At 66.8% G+C, this 19,183-nt stretch carries 16 protein-coding genes; 3 read left to right on the top strand and 13 right to left on the bottom strand.

Going from position 1 to position 19,183, the window contains the following annotated elements; genetic code table 11:
• Positions 1 to 622: 622 nt before the first annotated feature.
• Positions 623 to 874, bottom strand: coding sequence for a hypothetical protein (locus KQI11_RS09240; RefSeq protein WP_216401914.1), 252 nt, complete (start codon positions 872 to 874; stop codon positions 623 to 625).
• Positions 875 to 1,043: 169 nt separating this feature from the next.
• Positions 1,044 to 2,627 (bottom strand): MATE family efflux transporter, encoded by a 1,584-nt coding sequence (locus KQI11_RS13530; RefSeq protein WP_216401913.1) that lies wholly within the window; start codon positions 2,625 to 2,627, stop codon positions 1,044 to 1,046.
• A 223-nt stretch (positions 2,628 to 2,850) separates the two neighbouring features.
• Between KQI11_RS13530 and KQI11_RS09230 the strand changes: the two genes are divergently transcribed.
• Positions 2,851 to 3,738, top strand: a complete 888-nt coding sequence (locus KQI11_RS09230) for a LysR family transcriptional regulator (RefSeq protein WP_185916299.1) — start codon at positions 2,851 to 2,853, stop codon at positions 3,736 to 3,738.
• 594 nt (positions 3,739 to 4,332) lie between these two features.
• Here the strand turns inward: KQI11_RS09230 and KQI11_RS09225 are convergent.
• From KQI11_RS09225 to KQI11_RS09215, 3 genes are all read right to left on the bottom strand, one after another.
• A complete protein-coding gene (locus KQI11_RS09225) occupies positions 4,333 to 4,872 on the bottom strand; it encodes a hypothetical protein (RefSeq protein ID WP_216401912.1) in 540 nt (179 codons plus the stop codon).
• Positions 4,872 to 5,264, bottom strand: a complete 393-nt coding sequence (locus tag KQI11_RS09220) for a DUF4430 domain-containing protein (protein WP_216401911.1) — start codon at positions 5,262 to 5,264, stop codon at positions 4,872 to 4,874. The genes KQI11_RS09225 and KQI11_RS09220 overlap by 1 nt, the downstream gene beginning before the upstream one ends.
• 241 nt (positions 5,265 to 5,505) lie before the next feature.
• A complete protein-coding gene (locus tag KQI11_RS09215) occupies positions 5,506 to 6,321 on the bottom strand; it encodes a MerR family transcriptional regulator (protein WP_216401910.1) in 816 nt (271 codons plus the stop codon).
• A 109-nt stretch (positions 6,322 to 6,430) separates the two neighbouring features.
• Between KQI11_RS09215 and KQI11_RS09210 the strand changes: the two genes are divergently transcribed.
• Both KQI11_RS09210 and KQI11_RS09205 read left to right on the top strand, forming a co-directional pair.
• Positions 6,431 to 8,176 carry an ABC transporter ATP-binding protein gene (locus tag KQI11_RS09210; RefSeq protein WP_216401909.1) on the top strand — a complete coding sequence of 582 codons (1,746 nt, stop codon included), beginning with the start codon at positions 6,431 to 6,433 and terminating at the stop codon, positions 8,174 to 8,176.
• The gene (locus KQI11_RS09205; protein ID WP_216401908.1) at positions 8,163 to 9,977 is read left to right on the top strand and encodes an ABC transporter ATP-binding protein; all 1,815 of its coding nucleotides are present in this window, start codon (positions 8,163 to 8,165) and stop codon (positions 9,975 to 9,977) included. The genes KQI11_RS09210 and KQI11_RS09205 overlap by 14 nt, the downstream gene beginning before the upstream one ends.
• A 149-nt stretch (positions 9,978 to 10,126) precedes the next feature.
• On the opposite strand, the gene KQI11_RS09200 is transcribed toward KQI11_RS09205, so the two are convergent.
• From KQI11_RS09200 to KQI11_RS09165, 8 genes are all read right to left on the bottom strand, one after another.
• Positions 10,127 to 10,717, bottom strand: a complete 591-nt coding sequence (locus KQI11_RS09200) for a precorrin-2 dehydrogenase/sirohydrochlorin ferrochelatase family protein (protein WP_216401907.1) — start codon at positions 10,715 to 10,717, stop codon at positions 10,127 to 10,129.
• Between the two features lie 21 nt (positions 10,718 to 10,738).
• Entirely contained in the window at positions 10,739 to 12,241 is a 1,503-nt protein-coding gene (gene cobA / locus KQI11_RS09195; protein ID WP_216401906.1) for a uroporphyrinogen-III C-methyltransferase, read from the bottom strand.
• A complete protein-coding gene (gene hemC / locus KQI11_RS09190; RefSeq protein ID WP_216401905.1) occupies positions 12,238 to 13,155 on the bottom strand; it encodes a hydroxymethylbilane synthase in 918 nt (305 codons plus the stop codon). The genes cobA and hemC overlap by 4 nt, the downstream gene beginning before the upstream one ends.
• A gap of 915 nt (positions 13,156 to 14,070) precedes the next feature.
• Positions 14,071 to 15,108, bottom strand: a complete 1,038-nt coding sequence (gene asrC, locus KQI11_RS09185) for a sulfite reductase subunit C (RefSeq protein ID WP_216401904.1) — start codon at positions 15,106 to 15,108, stop codon at positions 14,071 to 14,073.
• Positions 15,109 to 15,123: 15 nt separating this feature from the next.
• Entirely contained in the window at positions 15,124 to 15,915 is a 792-nt protein-coding gene (gene asrB / locus KQI11_RS09180; protein ID WP_185916290.1) for an anaerobic sulfite reductase subunit AsrB, read from the bottom strand.
• Positions 15,916 to 15,933: 18 nt separating this feature from the next.
• Positions 15,934 to 16,968 carry an anaerobic sulfite reductase subunit AsrA gene (gene asrA, locus KQI11_RS09175; RefSeq protein WP_185916289.1) on the bottom strand — a complete coding sequence of 345 codons (1,035 nt, stop codon included), beginning with the start codon at positions 16,966 to 16,968 and terminating at the stop codon, positions 15,934 to 15,936.
• A 246-nt stretch (positions 16,969 to 17,214) separates the two neighbouring features.
• A complete protein-coding gene (locus KQI11_RS09170) occupies positions 17,215 to 17,856 on the bottom strand; it encodes a class I SAM-dependent DNA methyltransferase (RefSeq protein WP_216401903.1) in 642 nt (213 codons plus the stop codon).
• 35 nt (positions 17,857 to 17,891) lie between these two features.
• A complete protein-coding gene (locus tag KQI11_RS09165; RefSeq protein ID WP_216401902.1) occupies positions 17,892 to 19,175 on the bottom strand; it encodes an amidohydrolase family protein in 1,284 nt (427 codons plus the stop codon).
• Positions 19,176 to 19,183 lie beyond the last annotated feature (8 nt).

Here is a 19,183-nt window from a genome sequence, read left to right as displayed (position 1 = left end):
ACGCTTCCCCTCTAGTATGCGCCGCTGTCGCACAACTATCCCGGACAGACGGCTGCCAGGAGAGGAAAAATTTTTTGTTGCCGCGCGGGCAGAGTGCCCCTCGGGCGGCGGGGCGGCAGGGGCGCACCCGGTTGGGGGCAAAAGAGGGGAACCCCCGATCGCCCCCGCAGATGGCGGCCATATCGCGCGCCCGAGCACTCGCACGCGTCCCCAAAGCTGAGCAGGGTGCGGTAGTGGCGCGCGCTCTCCACAGACGGGAAGGCGGCAATGGAGTGCTCGTCGCCGTCGGGCCCTATGTCTTCGCAACTGCAAAAGTCGAGCGCCCACTCCACCGCCGACCGGTGGAGGCGGACCTCCATCCTCGCCTGTACCCTCTCCAGCGCTTCCGAAAAATCCAAAATCGGCGGAGGGCAGTCTCGCGGCGCGAACCGCTCTTCTTCCACCTGCAAGTCGGCGGCGCGGGGCAGCCGGGACAGGCGGAGATCCCCCCGCTTGCGGCAGTAGGCTACAGGTGCCAGCGGCCACTTTTGAGCGCAAGCTGGTGCGATTCGGCGGTCCGGTGCGGTTCCCGTGGCGGTCCAGGCAGTCAAACGGGAGGAGCCGGTCGCCCTGCAGGGCCGCTTTAATAGGGGCGGGTGTTTTGGTTGCCCGGCCAGGGGATCGAATCGATGGAGAGTTGGTCTGTCCGCAGCGCGATCTCTCCGGTCCGGCCGGCGGGGATGAAGCGCTTGCCCTTTGCGGGGGCGTTTGCCAGCTCATTGCCGTTCCCATTGCTATTGCCCCGCACCATCTGGGAGAGGCCGGTGCGCCCCATCGGAATTGCCGAGAGGTCGGCAGCCGAAAAGGCCGTTTTGTAGACCTTGAAGTCCGGCATGCCCTCAAAGCCGCTGCCCGCTGGTCCTGCTGCTTTCTTATCTCCCGCTTGGTGGAAGCGAATTTAGGCGCGCTTTAGAAAAAGGGGGAAGAGACCGCAAAGCCGCGCGACGGCACGACTTTATGGCCTCTTGTTTGCGGCAAAACCGAAGGGAAGAAATGCAGGGGCTCTATTTTGCCCTCCCCTTGGGCGGCCGCTCCGGCTTGCCCAACAGCCGCCGCAGGGTCTGCCAGTCGGCCTTTTTGGCACAGCCCGAGAGGCGGCAGAGGGGGAGAAAGAGGGCCAGCGACGATCCGATGGCCGCAGGCAGCTGGCCGGGGGAGGCGCCTCCCGCCAGCAGGGGGCCCAGCAGCAGCCGGGCCCCGGCACACCCCAGCAGGGCCGCCGCCAGGGGGCGGACCACCCACAGCCCCCAGCGGGGCACCACCTCGGTGCGCCGGCAGAGCAGCCAGAGCCCCAGCCCGGTGTTGAGGGCCGAGGGCAGGTAGAGGGTGACGATGTACCCCCGGATGCCGAAGCGGGGGAGGAGGAGCACCAGCAGCGCGGCGGTGAGGGCCATGTCGGCGATATTGTGCCAGAGCAGCCGGTTTTGCTCCCCCATCCCCTTGAGGACGCAGTCCACCGCGTGGTCGAGAAAGAGGACGGGCACCAGCGGGGCCAGGGCCTGCAAGAAGGCGGAGACCCCCTCCCCGGTGGGGAAGATGGCCGCCAGCGAGTCGGAAAAGACCAGAAAGACCCCGGTGACAAAGCAGGAGAAGAGGAGGGTCAGCCGCACCACCGCCACGATCAGCTCCTCCAGCTTGCGGGTGTTTTGCAGGGTGTGCAGCTTGACCACCACCGGGATCAGCAGCATGGAGAAGGAGGCCAGCAGCGCCCCCGGGTAGGAGAGGAGGGGGAGCACCATCCCCCCCAACACCCCGTACTGGGAGAGGGCCAGCTCGGCGCTGGTCCCGCTCTGTTGCAGCCCCTGGGGCACCAGGGTATTTTCCAGGGTGTTGAAGCCGCTCTGCAGGTAGGAGCAGAGGGCCACCGGGATGCAGATGCGCAGAAAGGCCAGCCCCAGGGAGCCGCCGTCCCAGGCGGGTCCCCGGTCGGGAGGCAGGTCGCGGCGGCCCCGCCAGTAGAGGGCCCCCAGGTAGAGACAGCCCCCCACCTCCCCGCAGGTGGAGGCAAAGCAGGCCGTCGCCACCGCCTCGGCCGCTCCGGCGGGGGGGTGCAACGAAAAGAGGAGGGCGGTGAGCCCCATCTTGCACAGCCGTTTGACCACGTTGGCCAGAGTGCCCTGCACGATTTTGGAGCCGGCGAAAAAGTATCCCTGCAGACAGGCGGAGAGCGCCAAAAAGGGCAGTCCCAGGGCCAGCAGGCGAAAGGGGTACACCGTCTGATCGTTTCCCAAAAGCGCCCCCAGCCGGGGGGCCAGGGCCCACCCGCCCAGCCCGGTGAGGCAGCCCAGGGAGAGGGCGTAGAGGCCGGCCCGCCGCAGCACCCGGGGCAGGGTGGAGAACTGCCGGCGGGCGATGGCGGCCGCGCAGAGCTGGGTCACCCCCAGCTGGGCGCCGGACATGGCCAGGGTGGCCGCAAACCCGAAGAGGGAGAAGACCAGCTGGTAGAGCCCCATCCCCTGGGAGCCGATGATCCCCGACAGGTAGATCTTAAAGCCGATGCTCATGGTCTTGAGCACCAGCCCCAGGGCGGTGAGGGCGGCGGCGCTGTAGAGCGGCCGGGCCCAATTCTTCCTCTCTGCCGTCGCCACCCGACCGCCCCCTTTTCGACTGATTCTCTTACAAGGGATATGCGGCGCAGGGGGAGAAGATGTCCCCCTTTGGGCGGGGCGAAAGGGGTTTGAGAAAAGGGGGAAAGCGTGCTATGATAGAAAAAAGGCCGGGCTTTCGGCCGCACCCCGCAGGCAAAAGGGACAGCGGGGCAGAGAGGCAAAGAGAGAGGGGCGGGCCGCCGGCCCGGCCAGGGGGGATCGCATGTTTGAAGAGCTGAGGACCTTCGTCGACGTGGCGGAGAGCAAGAATTTTACCAAGACCGGGAAGAAGCTCAACTTCTCCCAACCCACCATCAGCCAGCAGGTGAAAAAGGTGGAGATGTTCTTCGGCAACGTGACGCTGCTGACGCGCTCGGCCAACTCCAAACAGGTGGAGCTGACGGCCGAGGGCGAGGTGGTCTACCGCAGGGCCAAGGAGATATTGGCCCTGCTGGGCCAGACCTTTGAGGAGGTGGAGGCCTGCCGCCGCCAGGGGGAGGAGCGGCTGCGCATCGGCGCCAGCGAGACCATCGGCAACTTCCTGCTGCCCCGGCTGCTGGAGCAGTACGCCCAGCGCTGGCCCCAGGTGGTGGTGGAGGTGCAGATCGCCAACACCCGCCAGACCTGCGACGCCCTGGCAGAGGGGCGGGTGGACATCGGCCTCATCGAGGGGCGCAACATCCACCACAACTTCCGCCGGATCGACTTTTTCACCGACCGGATGATCCTGGTGGCCGCGCCCCAGGTGGCCCAGCGGGTCCCCGGCTTCTCGGCCAGCCTGCTGGGAAAGCTGCCCTGGGTCACCCGGGAGAAGGGCTCGGGCACCGAACAGTACCTGCGCGCCTTCACCGAGTCCAACAACATCCTCGTCGAGCACACCGCCGTCTGCAATTCCAACTACGCCATCAAGGAGATGGTCAAGCAGGGGCTGGGGGTGACCGTCCTCTCCCAGCTGGTGGTGGAGGGGGAGTTGGCCTCCGGCGAGCTGGTGGAGCTGCCCGCCCACAAATCCTACAGCCGCAGCTTTTCCTACATCCTCCCCGAAGGGCGGGCCTGTTCCCCTGCGGCGCAGGACCTGATTTCGATTTTGGAGGCGCTGGGGGAGAGATAGCCCCGGCCTGCCCGGCCCATTTTCCCTATCTCAAACTGTCCCAGGGGCTGGGGGGATCGAAACCGGAGCCCCACCTGCACCTCAAGGGGAGTCGGTCATACCCCGCGCAGGCAGGTGGAGCAAAATCCCTATGTCGCCCCCAACGCCGGCAAGCGGCCAAACGCCACACTCCACGCGGGTGCAGGGAGTGAAATTGGAGCGGGCCGAGCGGCGGGAAAGTCGCTGCCCCGCCGTCCTGCGCGCGGGTACACAAATCGAGATCTGCGGCAGGGGACATAGCGTCGGCCGCCGTCGCCGAACCGCTCGCAGATGGGGGAATGAAAGGGTTTGTGCTTTTCCGGCCGCTGCCCACTGCGGCGCTGTCCCCCGCGCAGGTGGGGCGAGTGGAAACGGCGCCCGGCTAGAAATGCTCCGGCGCGAAGGGCGCCGATCCCGCCCCCTGACAGCTTGCCCGTTTGCGCCGGCTTTTCCCATCCTTGCCCTCACTTCTGCCTTTTTGCAGAGAGGCCCCTCGATGTAGCGTTTCTCCTACATCGGGGGCCTCTTTTTGCCGCGCGTTTTTAATTTGACTTTTTGGGTGGAGTGGGGGGCCAGCTACGGCTGTTTGTCTCCGTTTACAGCGATCCCCTCTCCCTGCCGCTGCAGCAGGGAGAGCCCCTTGACCAGGGGGGTGTAGAGCAGCAGGGTGGTGAGGAAGTTGCCGGCGCAGTGGGCGATGTCGAAGGGGATGCCCGAGACCCAGTTGGCCAGGGCCGCCCCCGGGCCAAAGGCCAGGTAGGGCAGGGCGCAGAGGGCCCCGAAGCAGAGGCCGTACCCCCCGGCTGCCACCGCCCGCACCAATCCGGAGGAGGTGCGCCGCAGCGCCAGGGAGAGGATCACCCAGATGGGCCAGACGTAGAGGTACATCACCCACCAGAGACCAAAGCCGTAGAGGATCCCCTCCAACAGGTCAAAGACCAACACTGCCCCCAACACCTGCCGCAGGGGAAAGACCGCCGTGTAGCAGAGGAGCAGCAGGGTCACCAGTTCGATGTTGGGGAGGAAGGAGAGGCTGATCTGCGCCAGCAGCAGGATGGCCGCCAGCAGGGCGGTCACCACCAACGGCCGGGGGGAGAGGCGGGGGGCCGGGCGCATCAGTAGCCGGTGGTGAGGGTCAGCTCAAACCGGTCGCCGTCGGCGATGGGGGTGGTGTCCACCCCGGTGCTCACCGGCTCGCCGCCCTTGGTCAGGCACCACCACTGCTGCTTGGCGCTGTCGGCGGGAACGCCGCCCGCCTCGGTGATGTAGAGGCCGTAGGGGCCGTCCTCTCCCTTCACCAGCCCGGCGTCCAGCAGAGCCTGGCCCAGGTACTCGGCGTCGGTGTGCAGGGTGTGCTCGTCGCTCTTCTCCCCGGCGGCCACCGTCACCACCACCGCTTTGGCCCCGGTCTGGGTGCCCGGGCGCAGGGCCAGGTAGACCCCTGCCAGGACCCCCACGGCCACCAGCAGCGCCAGCACCGACAGGAGGATCTTGGTGTTTTTCTTCATCGGTCGTCACATCCCTTGTCTCGTTCAAAAAGGGCTGGCAGAGCAGCCCTTTTGCTTGCCTATCAGTATACCACGGCGCCGGGGAAAAGCAAAGGGGCCCCCTTTTTTATACCCGCCGCCCCTGCCCTTTTGCCGCCCCCGATCGAAAAGGCAGGGGGGAAAGCTGTCCAGCGGGCGGCGCGCCCCCGTCCGCCACTCTCCCTAAAAGGGCCCGGGGCGAAGAGGCGGGGTGACGCCGCGGTCAGCCTTCGCCTGCTCGTCGCTCCACCAAGATTTCAAGGCGGCTGCAGTACAGCTCGGGGGTCTGGACTGCCAGGTCGTCCAGCAGATACTGCCCATAGGCGTCCCCAGCCACCGTTAACCCCCGCTCCCGCACAAAGTCCAACAGCTGCTGGCAGAGGTGCGGCGCGTCGTCCCCTTTGCCCATCGCGTAAGCCACGGCGTAAAGGCCGGCCGGCTTCCAGGCGTTTCCGCCTTGCCCGGCCATAAAATAGTAGCGGTAAGGCGGGTTTTTGGCAGCGGGGGGGAAGCCCTCTCGGGGGATCAACGCGCCCAGTGGATAGCCCGGATTGATCCCGTGGCCGATGGCGCACTCATAAGCGAGGATCTCCGCCTCATCGGTGTCCGCGACGGCGGGAGTTGGCGGACAGAGGAAGATGCGCTCCCGCTTTCGCTCCTCCACCAAAAACTGGCTTTCGCGGTGATAGAGGGCCTCCCGCGCCATGTTGGCGTAGCGCTCCATGATTTCGCTGGCCTCCCGCAGCCTGGCAATCTCCGCCTGAATGCGCGCCTCCTGGTCGGCAAACAGGGCCAGCATCTTGTCCGGCGTCCGGTCGGCGGAGTACCGCCGGATCTCCTCCAGCCCCACCCCCAACAGCCGCAAGCTGCTGATCAGGTAGGCGGAGCCGAGTTGGTGACGGGTGTAGTAGCGGTAGCCGTTGTCCCCCCGCAGCGCCGGCTTTAAGAGGCCGATCCGGTCGTAAAAGCGCAGGTTGTCCCGCGCAATTCCCGTCAGCCGGGAAAATTCTAGGATGGAGAGCTGTTTTTTCTGGCCCATAGGCACCTCACAAAAAATTCACAGTACAGCGGTTGACATTGGAGCGACTTCAAGGTTTATGATACCCCTTGCCGGGAAAAAATACAAGGCCGGCGAAGGGAGGCTCTCCATGGGCAATGTAAAACAGTTTCTCCTGCGGCACAGGGGCAAGGTGGCCCTGGCCCTTGTGTTGCTGCTGGGGCAGGTGGTGGGCACGCTGCTCATCCCCGCCCTGGTGGCCAGTATTGTGGACCGGGGCATTTTGCAGGGCGACATGGGCGCCGTCTACCGCATCGGGGCGCAGATGCTGGGTGTCACCGCTCTGTCCACAGGCATTGCGGCGGCGGGCAGTTGGGTCACCAGCGATCTCTCCGCCCTCTTTGGGCTGGAGATGCGCTCGCTCCTTCTTCAAAAGAGCCAGCAGCTCTCGGTGCAGCAGTTTGACGCGGTGGGCGTCTCCTCCATGATCACCCGCACCACCTCGGACATCATCAACCTGCAAAGGACCATGGGCATGGTGCTTCAGATGGTGGTTCCAGCGCCCATCCTGGTGGTGGTCTCCGTCGTCATGACCGCTGCGATCAGCCCCGTGATGGCGGCGATCCAACTGGGCTTTATGGCGGTGTTGCTGGTGCTGACCGCCGCGATCCTCAAAAAGTCCAACGCCCTCTCCCGCAGCATTCAAACCAAGCTCGACCGCATCAACCGGGTGGTGCGGGAGATGGTCACCGGGGTGCGGGTCATCCGCGCCTTTGGCAACGAGCAGTACGAGGAGGAGCGGTCGGGCGCCGCCTATGGGGACTACGCCGGCCACATGATCCGCCTCAACCGGCTGTTCGCCGTCGTCAACCCGGTGGTGTGGCTGCTGATGGGGGGACTGATGGCGGTCGTTCTGGGGGTGGGCGGGGCCCTCTCCCTGGGCGGCGGCATGGCGGTGGGGCAGATCACCGCCGTGGCCGAGTACTCCACCCTCACCATGGCCTACCTCATCATGGCGGCCTCGGTCCTCACCGCCCTGCCCAAGGCGCGGTCCTGCCTGGATCGCCTCCGGGCGCTGCTGGACACCGAGCCCGCCGTCTGCGACCGGAACATTCTCCCCACAGCGGTCCTGCCCGCGTCCGCCGCGGTGGAATTTGAACAGGTGACATTTTTCTATGAGGGGGCCGAGGAGCCGGTCATCCGCGACCTGTCCTTTTCCCTAAAACCCGGCCAGACCACCGCCGTCATCGGCAGCACCGGCTCGGAGAAGAGCACCCTGGCCGACCTATTGCTCCGCCTCCACGACGTCCAGTCGGGGCGCATCCTGCTGGGGGGCGTCGACCTGCGCGACCTCCCCCAGTCGGACCTGCGGGAGCGGATCGGCTGTGTGCCCCAAAAGGCGTTTTTGTTTGGCGGGACCATCGCGGAGAACCTGCGCATGGGCCGGGCCAGCGCCAGCGACGAGCTGCTCTGGGAGGCCCTGCGGATCGCCCAGGCCGAGGCGTTTGTCAAACAGCTGCCGCTGCGCCTAGAGGCCCCCGTGGCCCAGGGCGGCACCAACTTTTCCGGCGGGCAGCGCCAGCGCCTGGCCATTGCCCGGGCGCTGGTCAAGCGGGCCGACATCCTCCTCTTCGACGACAGCTTTTCGGCTTTGGACGGGCGGACGGACGCCGCCCTGCGCAGGGCCCTGCGCCAGAGCGTGACGGCGCCCGCCAAGCTCATCATCGCCCAGCGGGTGAGCACCGTCCTGGACGCCGACCAGATTTTGGTGCTGGACCAGGGGCGGCTGGTGGGCAGGGGGACGCACTGGGAGCTGCTGGAACGCTGCCCCACCTACCGCGAAATCGCCGAGAGCCAGATGCAGAGAGAGGAGGGATGGCCTAATGGCACAAAATGAGAAAAAGCGGAGGATGTCCAGCGAGGACATCCCCCAAAACACCAGGGCGACTGCCAAGCGGCTTTTGAGCCGGTTGGGCCGCCAGAAGGGGAAACTGGTCGCCATTGTCCTGGCCACGCTGTTTGGCTCCGCCGCCTTTACCGCCCTGCCCCTGGCTGTGGGCAGGGGGATCGACGGCCTGGTGGCGGCCATCCGGACCTACGACGGCTCTGCCGGAATAGGGGAGACGGCGGCGCGGGCCCTCTGGCTGCCGGTGCTCCTCATCGCCGCCTCGGCCATATTCAGCGGCCTGCTGTCCTACCTGCAACAGTACCTGGTCGCCAGCGTGGGGGAGGAGCTGACCCTCTCCTTGCGCAGGGACATCAGCGCCAAGCTGCACCGGTTGCCGCTGCGCTACTTTGACACCCACAAGACCGGCGAGGTGATGAGCCGGGTGACCAACGACCTGGAAAAGGTGTCCGCCGCCATGCAGGAGGGCCTGCCCCAGTTTGTCTCCTCGGTTTTCACCATCCTGTTTGCGGCCGCCGTCATGCTGTCTTTGAGCCCCGGCCTCTTTCTCGTGGTCTTGCTCTCCCTGGCTGTCAGCATGGTGGCCACCGGGTACGTCTCCACTCTGGCCCAGCGGGCCTATGGGGAGAATTTGGCGTCGGTGGGCGCGCTGACCGGGAAGGTCGAGGAGGTCTATGCGGGCAACCGGGTGGTCAAACTGTTCAACCAGCAAGAGCGCGTGCTGGCCGAGGCGGAAGCGCTGAACCAGCGGCAGTACCGCGCCCAGCGGGCCGCCCAATTCGCCGACTTCGCCATCTACCCCACCATCCGCGCCCTGGGTCAGCTGGGCTTTATCGCCACCGCCATCTTGGGCGGCGGCATGGCCCTGAAGGGGGCCATCACCCTGGGCACCGCGCAGGCCTTCTTGCAGTATGTCAACCAGATCTCCGAGCCGGTCACCGAGACCGCCTACGTGCTCACCTCCCTCCAGGCGGCCATTGCGGGGGCGGAGCGGGTCTTCGCCCTGCTGGACGAGGAGGAGGAGCGGCCGGACGGGGACGGCAGCACGGAGGGCATTGCCCAGGGGCAGGTGGTCTTTCAGGGCGTTCGGTTCGGCTACACCCCCGACAAACCCCTCATCAAGGGCCTTGACCTGGAGGTGCGCCCCAACGAGATGGTGGCCATTGTCGGCCCCACTGGGGGCGGCAAGACCACCCTGGTCAACCTCCTAATGCGCTTTTACGAGCTGGACGGGGGCGCCATCACCATCGACGGGCAGAACATCGCCGACCTGCCCCGGCGCGAGATGCGCCGGCGCGTGGGGATGGTGCTCCAGGACGCCTGGCTCTTTGAGGGCACCGTCGCCGAGAACATCGCCTACGGCAAGAGGGACGCCACCCGGGAGGAGATCGTGGCCGCGGCCCGCGCCGCCTGCTGCGACCACTTTATCCGCACCCTGCCCCAGGGGTATGACACCCTGCTCTCCGGCGAGGTCGCCAAGGTCTCCCAGGGGCAGATGCAGCTGTTGACCATCGCCCGGGCCATGCTCACCGACCCGGCCATTTTGGTGCTGGACGAGGCCACCTCCAGCGTGGACACCCGCACCGAGGTGGAGATCCAAAGGGCCATGGCCCGGCTGATGGAGGGCAAGACCAGCTTTGTCATCGCCCACCGGCTGTCCACCATCCGCAATGCCGACTTGATTTTGGTGGTGCGCGACGGCGATATCGTGGAGCGGGGCAGCCATGCGGAGCTGTTGAAGCGGGGCGGCTTTTACGCCTCCCTCTATCGCAGCCAATTCGAGGTGGCGTGACGGGCGCAGAGAGGGCTCCCCTTCCTAACGGAAGGGGAGCCCTCTCTCTGCCCGGGGACCTTTGCCGCCCCGAGGCCATGATCCTTTGCCTGTGAAATGCCGCGCCCGGCCTGTCGCCGCAGAGGGGCCAGCGGCCCCCGAAGGGGCGGTCAGTCCTCCTCGGCGGGGAGGTCGGTGCCCTCGAGGGCAGCTTTGTCCAGCTGGCGCAACAGGGCCTCCCGCTCGGCGCCCTGGGCGGCGCGGAGGATGGCCTGGCGCGCCTGGCCGCTCTCCTGGCAGAGGGCGGCGTACTCCGGCCCGAACTGGCGGGCGAGGCGCTTTTTCACCTCCCTGGCGAGGCCGGGATTTTGCCCCCCGGTGGAGACCGCCAGCTGAAACGCCCCCCGCTTCACCACCGCGGGGAAGATGGCGTCCGACTGCCCCGCATCGTCGCAGAGGCAGCAGAGGATCCCCCGTTCCCGGCAGAGGTCGCCGACGCGGGCGTTGATCTCCCGCCGGTCGGTGCAGGCCACTGCCAGAAAGACCCCCTCCAAGTCGGCGGGGGCGAACGCCCCCTGCCGCCAGGCGACCTTGCCCTCCGCGGCCAGTTCGGCCAGCTGGTCGCAGAGGGCCGGGGCCACCACCCGCAGGTCCGCCCCGGCAGAGAGGAGGGCGTCGCCCTTGCGCCGGGCCACCCGGCCGCCCCCCACCAGCAGCACCGGGCGGTCGGCGAGCTGGATCATCAGCGGGTAATAGGACATGGAAATCTCCTCCTCACAGGTTTAGGCCCGGCTGTCTTCGACGATGAGCTGGGCCATCTCCTCGGCGGTGCAGCGCCCGCTCTCCAGCGCCGGCTCCAGCCCGTGGGCGCGCAGACAGCCGCTGGTCACCGGGCCGATGCTGACGATCTTGGTGCCCGCCAGACAGCGGGCAAAATCGGGGCCGAGGGCGCGCAGGGTGCTCTCCACCGCCGAGGGGCTGGTGAAGGTCAGGTAATCGGCCTCCCCGCCCCGCAGGACTGTCAGGGCGTCGCCCAGGTCGCGGGCGTCCTCCAATGTCTCGTAGAGGACCACCTGGTCGGTGGGGCAGCGGGTGGGCAGCCATTCCCCCAGCTTTCCCCGCACCGCTTTGGCCCGGGGGTAGAGGACCCGGTCGTCCGGCCCCAGCCGGTCTTCCAGCACCTCCCACAGCCCGGCGGAGGTGTGGCGGGGCGGGGTCAGGTCGGCTGCCAACCCCTCCCGGGCCAGGGCGGCGGCGGTGGCGGGGCCCACGGCGCAGAGGCAGGGCCCCGCCAGGGCGCGCAGATCCCTGCCCGAGCGGCGGAGCTCCTCCAGGAAGATGCGCACCGCGTTCTGGCTGGTGAAGATCAGGTAGCTGTACTCCCCCAGCCGGGCAAAGGCCCGCTGCAGGTCCTCCCCCGGACAGGGGCGGATGCGGATGGCGTCCAGCCGCTCCACCCGGGCGCCCGCCTCCTCCAGGGCGGCGGAGAGGTCAAAGCCGTGGGTTTTTTGCCGGGTGGTCACCACCGTGCGCCCAAAGAGAGGGCGCTCCTCAAAGCAGTCCAGCGCCCCGCCCAGTGAGGCCACCTGCCCCACCACGGTGATGGCCGGCGGGGGCAGTTTGGCCGCCCGCACCGCCGCCGCCAGCTCCCCCAGGGGGGCGCGGACGGTCCGCTGTAAAGGGGTGGTGGCCCGGCTCACCACCGCCGCCGGAGTGTCGGGGGGCAGGTCGTTTTCCAGCAGCTTCCGGCAGGTGTTTTCCAGCTGGGAGAGGCCCATCAAAAAGACCAGCGTCCCCTCCTGCCGGGCCGCTGCGGCCCAGTCCACCGGGTCCTCCCCAGTGCGGCTGGCGGCGGTGTAGACGTGAAAGGAGGTGGCGAGCCCCCGGTGGGTGATGGGGATGCCCGCGCAGCAGGGCCCCGCCACCGCCGAGGTCACCCCCGGCACCACCTCAAAGGGGACACCCGCCCCCTTTAAGTAGAGGGCCTCCTCCCCCCCGCGGCCAAAGACGTAGGGGTCGCCCCCCTTGAGGCGGACCACCCGCTTGCCCTCCTTTGCCTTTTGCGCCAAAAGGGCGTTGAGCGCCTCCTGGGGGAGGGCGTGGTTGCCCGCCTCCTTCCCGGCGTAGATCTGCTCGCAGCCGGCGGGGGTCAGGGCCAGCAGCCGGGGGCTCGCCAGGTGGTCGTAGACCACGCAGTCGCACCGGCGCAGCCGGTCGGCGGCCCGCAGGGTCAAAAGTCCGGGGTCCCCCGGCCCCGCCCCGACGATGGAGACAAGCCCGCTCATCGGTCTGTCTCCCGCAGGCGCTGGGCCAATTGGGCCTTTAGCTGCTCGCCCAGGCGGCGGCCCAGCGCGGCCTCCTCCCCGGCAAGGGCACTCTCCCGCCCCTCGACCCAGAGGGGGCCGTCCTCGGTCCCCAGCATCCCCAGCAGGGTGGAGCGGCCGCCCTCCACCTGGCAGTAGGCCCCCACCGGCAGGTGACAGCTCCCCCCCGCGGCGGCGAGAAAGGCCCGCTCTGCCGCTGCCTGGCGGGCGGCCAGGGGGTCTTCTAAGGGGGCCAGGGCGGCCTTCACCGCCCGGTCATCGGCGCGAATTTGCAGCCCCAGGGCCCCCTGGCCGCAGGCGGGGATCATCTCGTCGGGGGAGAAGGGATGGCAGATGCGCCCCGCCCACCCCAGCCGCTTCAGGCCGGAGACCGCCAGGATGGTGCCGTCCAGCCCGTCTCTTTCGATGCGGTCGAGGCGGGTGTCCACGTTGCCGCGGATGGGGCAAATCTCCAAGTCGGGGCGCAGGGCCAGCAGCTGGCAGATGCGCCGCTTGCTGCCGCAGCCGATTTTGGCCCCCTGGGGCAGCTCCTCCAGCGAGGCGATGCCAGGGCGGGTCACCAGGGCGTCCCGCGGGTCCTCCCGGGCGGGGATGCAGGCCAGGTCCAACCCCTCCTCCATGGCGGAGGGCATGTCTTTGAGGCTGTGTACCGCCAAGTCGATTTCGCCGCTGTGCAGGGCGGCGACAATGGCCCGGGTGAAGATGCCCTGGCCGCCGATTTGGTCCAGGGGCAGGTTTTGAATGCGGTCGCCCTTGGTGGTGATGGTCTTGATCTCCACCTCCACCGCCGGGTCCTGGCGGCGAAGGGCGTCTGCCACCCACTGGGTTTGGATGAGGGCCAACCGGCTGGCCCGGGTGCCGATCACGAGTTTCACAGGGGAAGCCTCCTTCTTGTGGGGTTTGTGCGGGGGTGTGCCGGGGGGGAGGGCCGCACTTGAAAGCGGCACTTTTCTCTATTGTAAGCCCGCCGGCGTGGCAAAGACAAGGGCCAAACGGCCTGTCGCCGCCTGGCCCTTGTGGATCGCGCGAATATGTGTCTGAAAGTGCCCCACGCGGGGGCGGTAGAACGCCGTTTTTGCGCCGAGGGAAAACTTTTTACTCCTCCCAGCCGGCAGCCCGGCGGCTGGGTCCGCCTGCCGGGAAAGATATCCCTTCTGACCTGGATGGGCGGGGGGAGGGCAGGCGGTTCGTTCTGGACTTTGCCCAAGTGCTGCCCAACACAGCGGGGACTGTTTGATGTTGTGTTCAGCGCGCCCGGGAAAAGCATCCCTTCCCGCCGGTGCCGGGGGGAAGGGACTTGCTCCCCCAGGCCGGGTGATCCTGCATCCGACGCCCCACCCAACAGCAGAGCCGCTCTCCTGCTTCACCCTAGCGAACCCGCGGGCGGGGCAGGGGTGAGGGGAAAAGTGCTGCCAAACAGCGCAGGCCCAGCGTGCCGGAAAAAGCATCCTTTCAGCCGGCGCAGAGGAGAAGCAACTTGCTCCCCTCGGCCGGGCGCCCTTGCATCCGACGCCCCACCCAGCAGCGGGGCTGCTCTCCGGTTTTGCCTTAGCAAAACCGCGAGCGGAGCGAACGGAGGAGAGCTGCCAAACAGGGCAGGCCCAGGGTGCCGGAAAAAGCACCCTTTCCGGCCGGCGCAGAGGGGAAGCAACTTGCTCCCCTCTGCCGGGCGCTCCTGCATCCGACAGCCTACCCAGCAGCGAGGCTGCAAAGCGGTTTTGCCTTTGCAAAACTGCGCACATTGTGCGCAGAGCTTTGCTGCCAAACAGCAATAAAGGCGCGGTGCGCCTTTATTGCTGGGGGCCGGCCACCGGGTGCTCGCCGATGGGGATGACGTTGATTTGACCCCGCATCTCGCTCTCGGCCCACATGATCCGCTGGGCGACCTTGGCCTCGGGGTTGAGCTCCACCCCGTCGAGGATCATCTCCTTGAACTTCTCGTACCCGGCCATGTCGATCAGGTGGCCGCCGTGCATGTAGACGGGCTTGTAGTCCAGCACCCAGGCGGAGAATTTCTGCCAGTTGCCCAGCACCCCCAGCACCACCTCTTCGGTGGCGAAGTTGATGAAGGTCTTGCCCAGGCGAGGGGTGTGCTTGCCGGTCCGGCCGCCGATGGTGATGCGGAAGAACTTCTTGGGCTGGCGCACCCAGGCCCCGGCCGGGCAGACCACGGCGCACTCGCCGCAGCCCAGGCAGCAGCAGGCGTCCTTGGCGACCTTTTTGTCCTCGGTCATGCTCAACACACCGGTGGCGTGCTTCTTGCAGGCGTCCACACACTGGCCGCAGCCGATGCAGCGGTCGTAGACGTAGTCCATCTTGGTCTGGCCGATGATGCCGAAGTCGTTGCACTGGCCCTTGCCGCAGTCGTTGGGGCAGCCGGACATCCCGATTTTGATGTGGTAGTGGCTGGGGAAGATGAGGGGCTCGATCTTCTTGGCCAGCTCCTGGGTGTTGTAGTTGGCGAGAATGCAGTGGCGGTTGCCGATGCAGGCCATGATGTTGCGGGCGCCGATGGTGGGGTAGCCGTTTTCCGACTCCTCCATCTCCACCCCGCACATCTCATTTTCCACCTGGGAGATGTAGTCTTTGATGTAGGCGTTGACCGCCGGAATGTTTTCGTACTTGACGCCGGGGACGTTCAGGGTGTGGCGCATCCCCACGTGAAAGAGGCCGTTGCCCCAGGTGTTAGCGATGTAGATCACCCGCTCCAGGTGCTTGGCTTCAATCAGGGAGCCGGGCACCCGCAGCTGCAGCATGAATTCACCGGGCACCTTGGACTGCCGCCAGCAGTTTTTTTGCAGTTGTTTGATGTTGATATCGCAGTTCATCCTCAATGCCTCCCCTTAGTCCAGCAGGTTTTTGGCCACGGTGTACGGGAATACCGGCCCTTCCAGGCAGACGTAGGTCTCGTCGATGCGGCAGTGGCCGCACTTGCCCACCGCGCAGGACATCTTGCGCTCGAACGAGACCCAGATCTTCTCCTCCGGCACCCCGCAGCTGAGCGCCTCCAAAGCGGCAAAGTGCATCATCACCGGGGGCCCGACGATGATCACGGCGTAGTTGCCCCCAAAGGTGTCAAAGGGGATCTCGGGGATGAACTTGGTCACCAGCCCGGTGTTCCAGCCCTCGATCTGGTCGTTGTCCAGGGTGTAGTGGGTGGAAAAGCGCTCTTTCCAGCGGGCGAGGTCGGGCTTGAAGAGGATGCCGGCCTCGTTTTTGAACCCGGCGATCAGGTGGACGCTCTCGGCCATCTCCGGCTCGTCGTAGAGCTTGTTCAGCCAGCTCTTCACCGGTGCCAGCCCGGTGCCGCCGGTCACAAACACCAGGTGTTTGCCCCGCAGCTGTTCCACCGGCCAGCCCTTGCCGTAGGGCCCGCGCAGGAACAGCTCGTCGCCGGGGCGCATGGAGAACAGCTGGTCGGTCACCTTGCCCACGGCGCGGATGGTGAATTCCAGCCAGCCCTCGCCAAAGGAGCTCACCGAGATGGGGCACTCGCCCACCCGGGGGACCGAGAGCTGGAAAAACTGCCCGTGCTCGGGGACAAAGTCGGCCTCGATGCGGAAGGTGTACTCCATCTCAGTCTCGTGGTTGATATGTAAAATGCGGTGTGCTTTGGGCATCACGGGATTTGTCATAGGGTCGTCCTCCTCACTCTATTTCGACGCTTCGGCCGCGATCTCCTCCAGGGCGGCGCTCATCTTGTTGATGATGGCCGGGAAGGAGATGAACTTGGGACACCGGGCGCTGCACCGGCCGCAGCCGACGCACATGTGGTAGTCCCCAAAGCGAGCCTTGTAATCGTGCACCTTGTGGAGGGCCCGATAGCGGATGCGATCGGCCGGGGTGGTGCGGAACCCGTGCCCGCCGGCCATGGCGTCGAACCCGGGGATCTGGCAGGAGTCCAGCACCCGGCGGCGCTCGCCGGCTTTGGCGTTCTCGCTGTAGATCTTGTCCCGGGTGGTGAAGCAGGTGCAGGTGCTGCAGGCCAGGGTGCAGCTGCCGCAGCTGACACAGCGGTCGTTGTACTCCTGCCACATGGGGTGCTTTTTCAGCTTGGCCAGGGTCTCCTTGTCGGCGATTTCGGGGATCTTGACTTCAAACTGGTTTTTCTCGATGAACTGCAGCTGCCAGTCGGCCTCTTCGCAGCCAGCGAAATAGGGGGCCAGCTCCTCGTCCTTCACCGACCAGAGGATCCCCTCCTCGGTGCGGCGGACGGCGGCGCTGTACTCCTCTGTCCTGTTGGCGCCCATGGAGCAGCAAAAACAGGTGTCCCAGCCCTCGGTGCACTCCATCAGCACGAAGCGGGTCTTCTCCCGCATCCGCTGATAGTAGCTGTCGCAGAAGCCGCCGTTGCCCAGGTAGATGCGGTCCTGGTGCTCAAAGGCGTTGATGTCGCAGGGCCGCAGGAAGATGAGGATCTTCTTTTTTGGGGCCCCGCTCTCCCGGTACTCGTCCTCGGTGAAGTAGAAGATGGGCTCGGTCACCGGGGTGAGCACCTCTTTGGCGGAGAAGTCGGACTTTTTGTCCCAGACGATCTCCTCCACCGCGTGGATCTCGTCGTAGCGCACGATGTCGGTGTCCGAGTAGCGCCCCTGCTTGGCAAACCGCTTGGGGGCATAGATTTTGTACTCTGCCGCCAGCCGGTCGAAGAGGGCGTCGGTCTCTCGGTCGTTTAAGCTGTATCCCATTGCTGTACCGCCTTTCCTGTGAACCGCCCGGCGCACCGGAAGGGACCGGTGCGCCGGGCGCTGCTCGAGGTTTTCTATGGGTTTTAGTATAGCATATTCGGGACAGGCCGGCCACCATTCGCCCCGGCCCAATCCATTGAAAAAAAGAATGGTTAGCCGAGCAAGGGATGATGATTTGACAAAAGGCAAAGAAAATCCCCCTCTTTTTCCCCGATATTTGAGAAAAAGAGAGGGATGGGGCGAAATTCAGCAGTCGCTGTCCTTCCTTGCCAGCAAGAAGGGGTGGCGCTCCCCCGCCCCCCAGAGCACCTCTTCGCTCCGGAGCACCGAGAAGCCCATCTCCTCCAGCAGTTCCCGGTAGGTGGCGGCGGCGTAGTTGCTCCAGTACATGGTGGTGCCGAAGAAGTCGGGCTCGGTGTAGGAGGGCTCGTCCTCCCGGGCGGCGGAGAAGAGGAAGTAGCCGCCCGGGGCCAGCAGTTCCTTCACCTTGCGCAGAAAGGCGGGGTGGAGGTCCCGCCGGGTGTGAAAGAGGGTGTAAAAGCAGGTGATCGCCGCAAAGGGCCCCTCGATGTCCAGCTCCAGAAAGTCGCCGCAGAGGAGCTGGGCCTCCGGCACCTGCCTGCGGGCGATGGCCAGTTGGGCGGGGGAGAGGTCGACCCCCACCACCTCCTGGCAGCACTGGCAGAGGGCGCGGGTCACCGGCACCCCGCCCCCGCAGCCGATGTCCAGGGCCCGGCTCTCGGGGGCCAGAAGGGGCAGCAGCCAGTCCAGCGCCGGCTCCCGGTCCCCGCTGCGGGCGGCGCAGTAGTCGGCGGCGCAGTTGTCATAGCCCTGGCGCACCAGGGCCAGGTAGTCGGTCTGTCGGTCGTCCACAGGGGTGACGGGCATCTCGGTTTCCTCCTTAAAATAGGTCGGGATGAGAGTCAAAAGAAGAGCTTGCTCTCCCCCTTGCCCCGCCGGCCAATGGCGGCGGCGCAGCGGGCGGATTCCCGCAAGATCTCCTCCACGTCGAAGGCGAGGCGGCCGTCCTCCTTGACAAAGCGGCCGCCGACCAGGGTGTGGCGGATGGCCCGCGCCGGGTCGGCGCTGTAGAGGATGGCGGCCAGGGGATCGTAGAGGGGGGCGGTGGCGGGGTCGTCCAGCGACCAGACGTTCAGGTCGGCGGCCCAGCCCTCCTCCAAGCGGCCGCTGTGAAAGCCCAGGGCCTGGTGCCCGGCAAAGAGGAGCCGCCAGATGTCTTTCAGGGCGAAGTCCTCGGCCTGGTCCCGCCACTTGCCCAGCAGGGCGAAGAGCCGGGCCTGTTCCAGCGGGTTAACGGTGGCCGAACTGGCTGCGCCGTCGGTGCCGGTGGCCAGGCGGAGGTTTTTCCAGTGCCGCCAGAGCCCGCCCTCGCCCATCCCCAGCTTGAGGTAGGTCTTGGGGCAGGCGGCGACAAAGGTGTCCTCCCCCAGCAGGGGGAGGTCGCCCTCCTCGATGTAGAGGGCGTGGGCGACGATACAGGGCAGGGTGAAGCCCCCGCAGTCGGCCACCACCGCAAAGGGGGTGCGGCCGTACTTCTCCCGGCTCTCGGCCACCTGGGCGGCGGTCTCGGAGACGTGCAGGTGGATGCCCGCCCCCCGGGCCCGGGCCCGCTCGACGAGGGCGGTGAGCACCTCCGGGGTGCACATGTAGGGGGAGTGGGGGCCGAAGCGCACCTGCACCAGGGGGTCGCCGGCGCAGGCGTCCATCAGGTCCTCGGTGGCCTGTATCTCGGCGGCGGCGTCCCCCCCAAAGCCGAAGGCGGTGTAGGCGATGTCCGCCCGCAGCCCGCACTCCCTGGCGGCCTGGGCGATCATCGCCCCGCCGAAGTAGTGGTCGGCAAAGGCGGTGACCCCGTTCTGGGCCATCTCGGCGATGGCCAGCTTGGAGCCCCAGTAGATGTCCTCATCGGTGATCTTGGACTCGTAGGGCCAGAGCTCCCGGTTGAACCAGTCGTCGATGTTCACGTCCTCGGCGATCCCCTTGAAGATGTTCATGGGGGTGTGGGCGTGGAGATTGCAGAGCCCGGGGGTCAAAAACTGCCCGGTGCAGTCGATCACCCGGGCCCCTTCGGCCGGCAGGTGGGGGCCGATGCGGGCGATGAGCCCCCCCTCCACCAGCAAGTCGGTGTGGGGAGAGAGGCGCCCTTGTTCGTCGATGAGGGTGGCGTTTTGAAAGAGGGTGGACATGGCGGGTC

It is taken from the genome of Acetanaerobacterium sp. MSJ-12 (assembly GCF_018917875.1).
GTDB classification, from domain to species: domain Bacteria; phylum Bacillota; class Clostridia; order Oscillospirales; family Ruminococcaceae; genus Bittarella; species Bittarella massiliensis.
This window is presented reverse-complemented; position numbering and strand designations above follow the sequence as displayed.

Bases quoted from the DNA above. Each gene is read 5' to 3' on its own strand.
- KQI11_RS09240 (WP_216401914.1), bottom strand. From the start codon at position 874: ATGCCGGACTTCAAGGTCTACAAAACGGCCTTTTCGGCTGCCGACCTC.
- KQI11_RS09230 (WP_185916299.1), top strand. From the start codon at position 2,851: ATGTTTGAAGAGCTGAGGACCTTCGTCGACGTGGCGGAGAGCAAGAAT.
- KQI11_RS09225 (WP_216401912.1), bottom strand. From the start codon at position 4,872: ATGCGCCCGGCCCCCCGCCTCTCCCCCCGGCCGTTGGTGGTGACCGCC.
- KQI11_RS09220 (WP_216401911.1), bottom strand. From the start codon at position 5,264: ATGAAGAAAAACACCAAGATCCTCCTGTCGGTGCTGGCGCTGCTGGTG.
- KQI11_RS09215 (WP_216401910.1), bottom strand. From the start codon at position 6,321: ATGGGCCAGAAAAAACAGCTCTCCATCCTAGAATTTTCCCGGCTGACG.
- KQI11_RS09210 (WP_216401909.1), top strand. From the start codon at position 6,431: ATGGGCAATGTAAAACAGTTTCTCCTGCGGCACAGGGGCAAGGTGGCC.
- KQI11_RS09205 (WP_216401908.1), top strand. From the start codon at position 8,163: ATGGCACAAAATGAGAAAAAGCGGAGGATGTCCAGCGAGGACATCCCC.
- KQI11_RS09200 (WP_216401907.1), bottom strand. From the start codon at position 10,717: ATGTCCTATTACCCGCTGATGATCCAGCTCGCCGACCGCCCGGTGCTG.
- cobA (WP_216401906.1), bottom strand. From the start codon at position 12,241: ATGAGCGGGCTTGTCTCCATCGTCGGGGCGGGGCCGGGGGACCCCGGA.
- asrC (WP_216401904.1), bottom strand. From the start codon at position 15,108: ATGAACTGCGATATCAACATCAAACAACTGCAAAAAAACTGCTGGCGG.
- asrB (WP_185916290.1), bottom strand. From the start codon at position 15,915: ATGACAAATCCCGTGATGCCCAAAGCACACCGCATTTTACATATCAAC.
- asrA (WP_185916289.1), bottom strand. From the start codon at position 16,968: ATGGGATACAGCTTAAACGACCGAGAGACCGACGCCCTCTTCGACCGG.
- KQI11_RS09170 (WP_216401903.1), bottom strand. From the start codon at position 17,856: ATGCCCGTCACCCCTGTGGACGACCGACAGACCGACTACCTGGCCCTG.
- KQI11_RS09165 (WP_216401902.1), bottom strand. From the start codon at position 19,175: ATGTCCACCCTCTTTCAAAACGCCACCCTCATCGACGAACAAGGGCGC.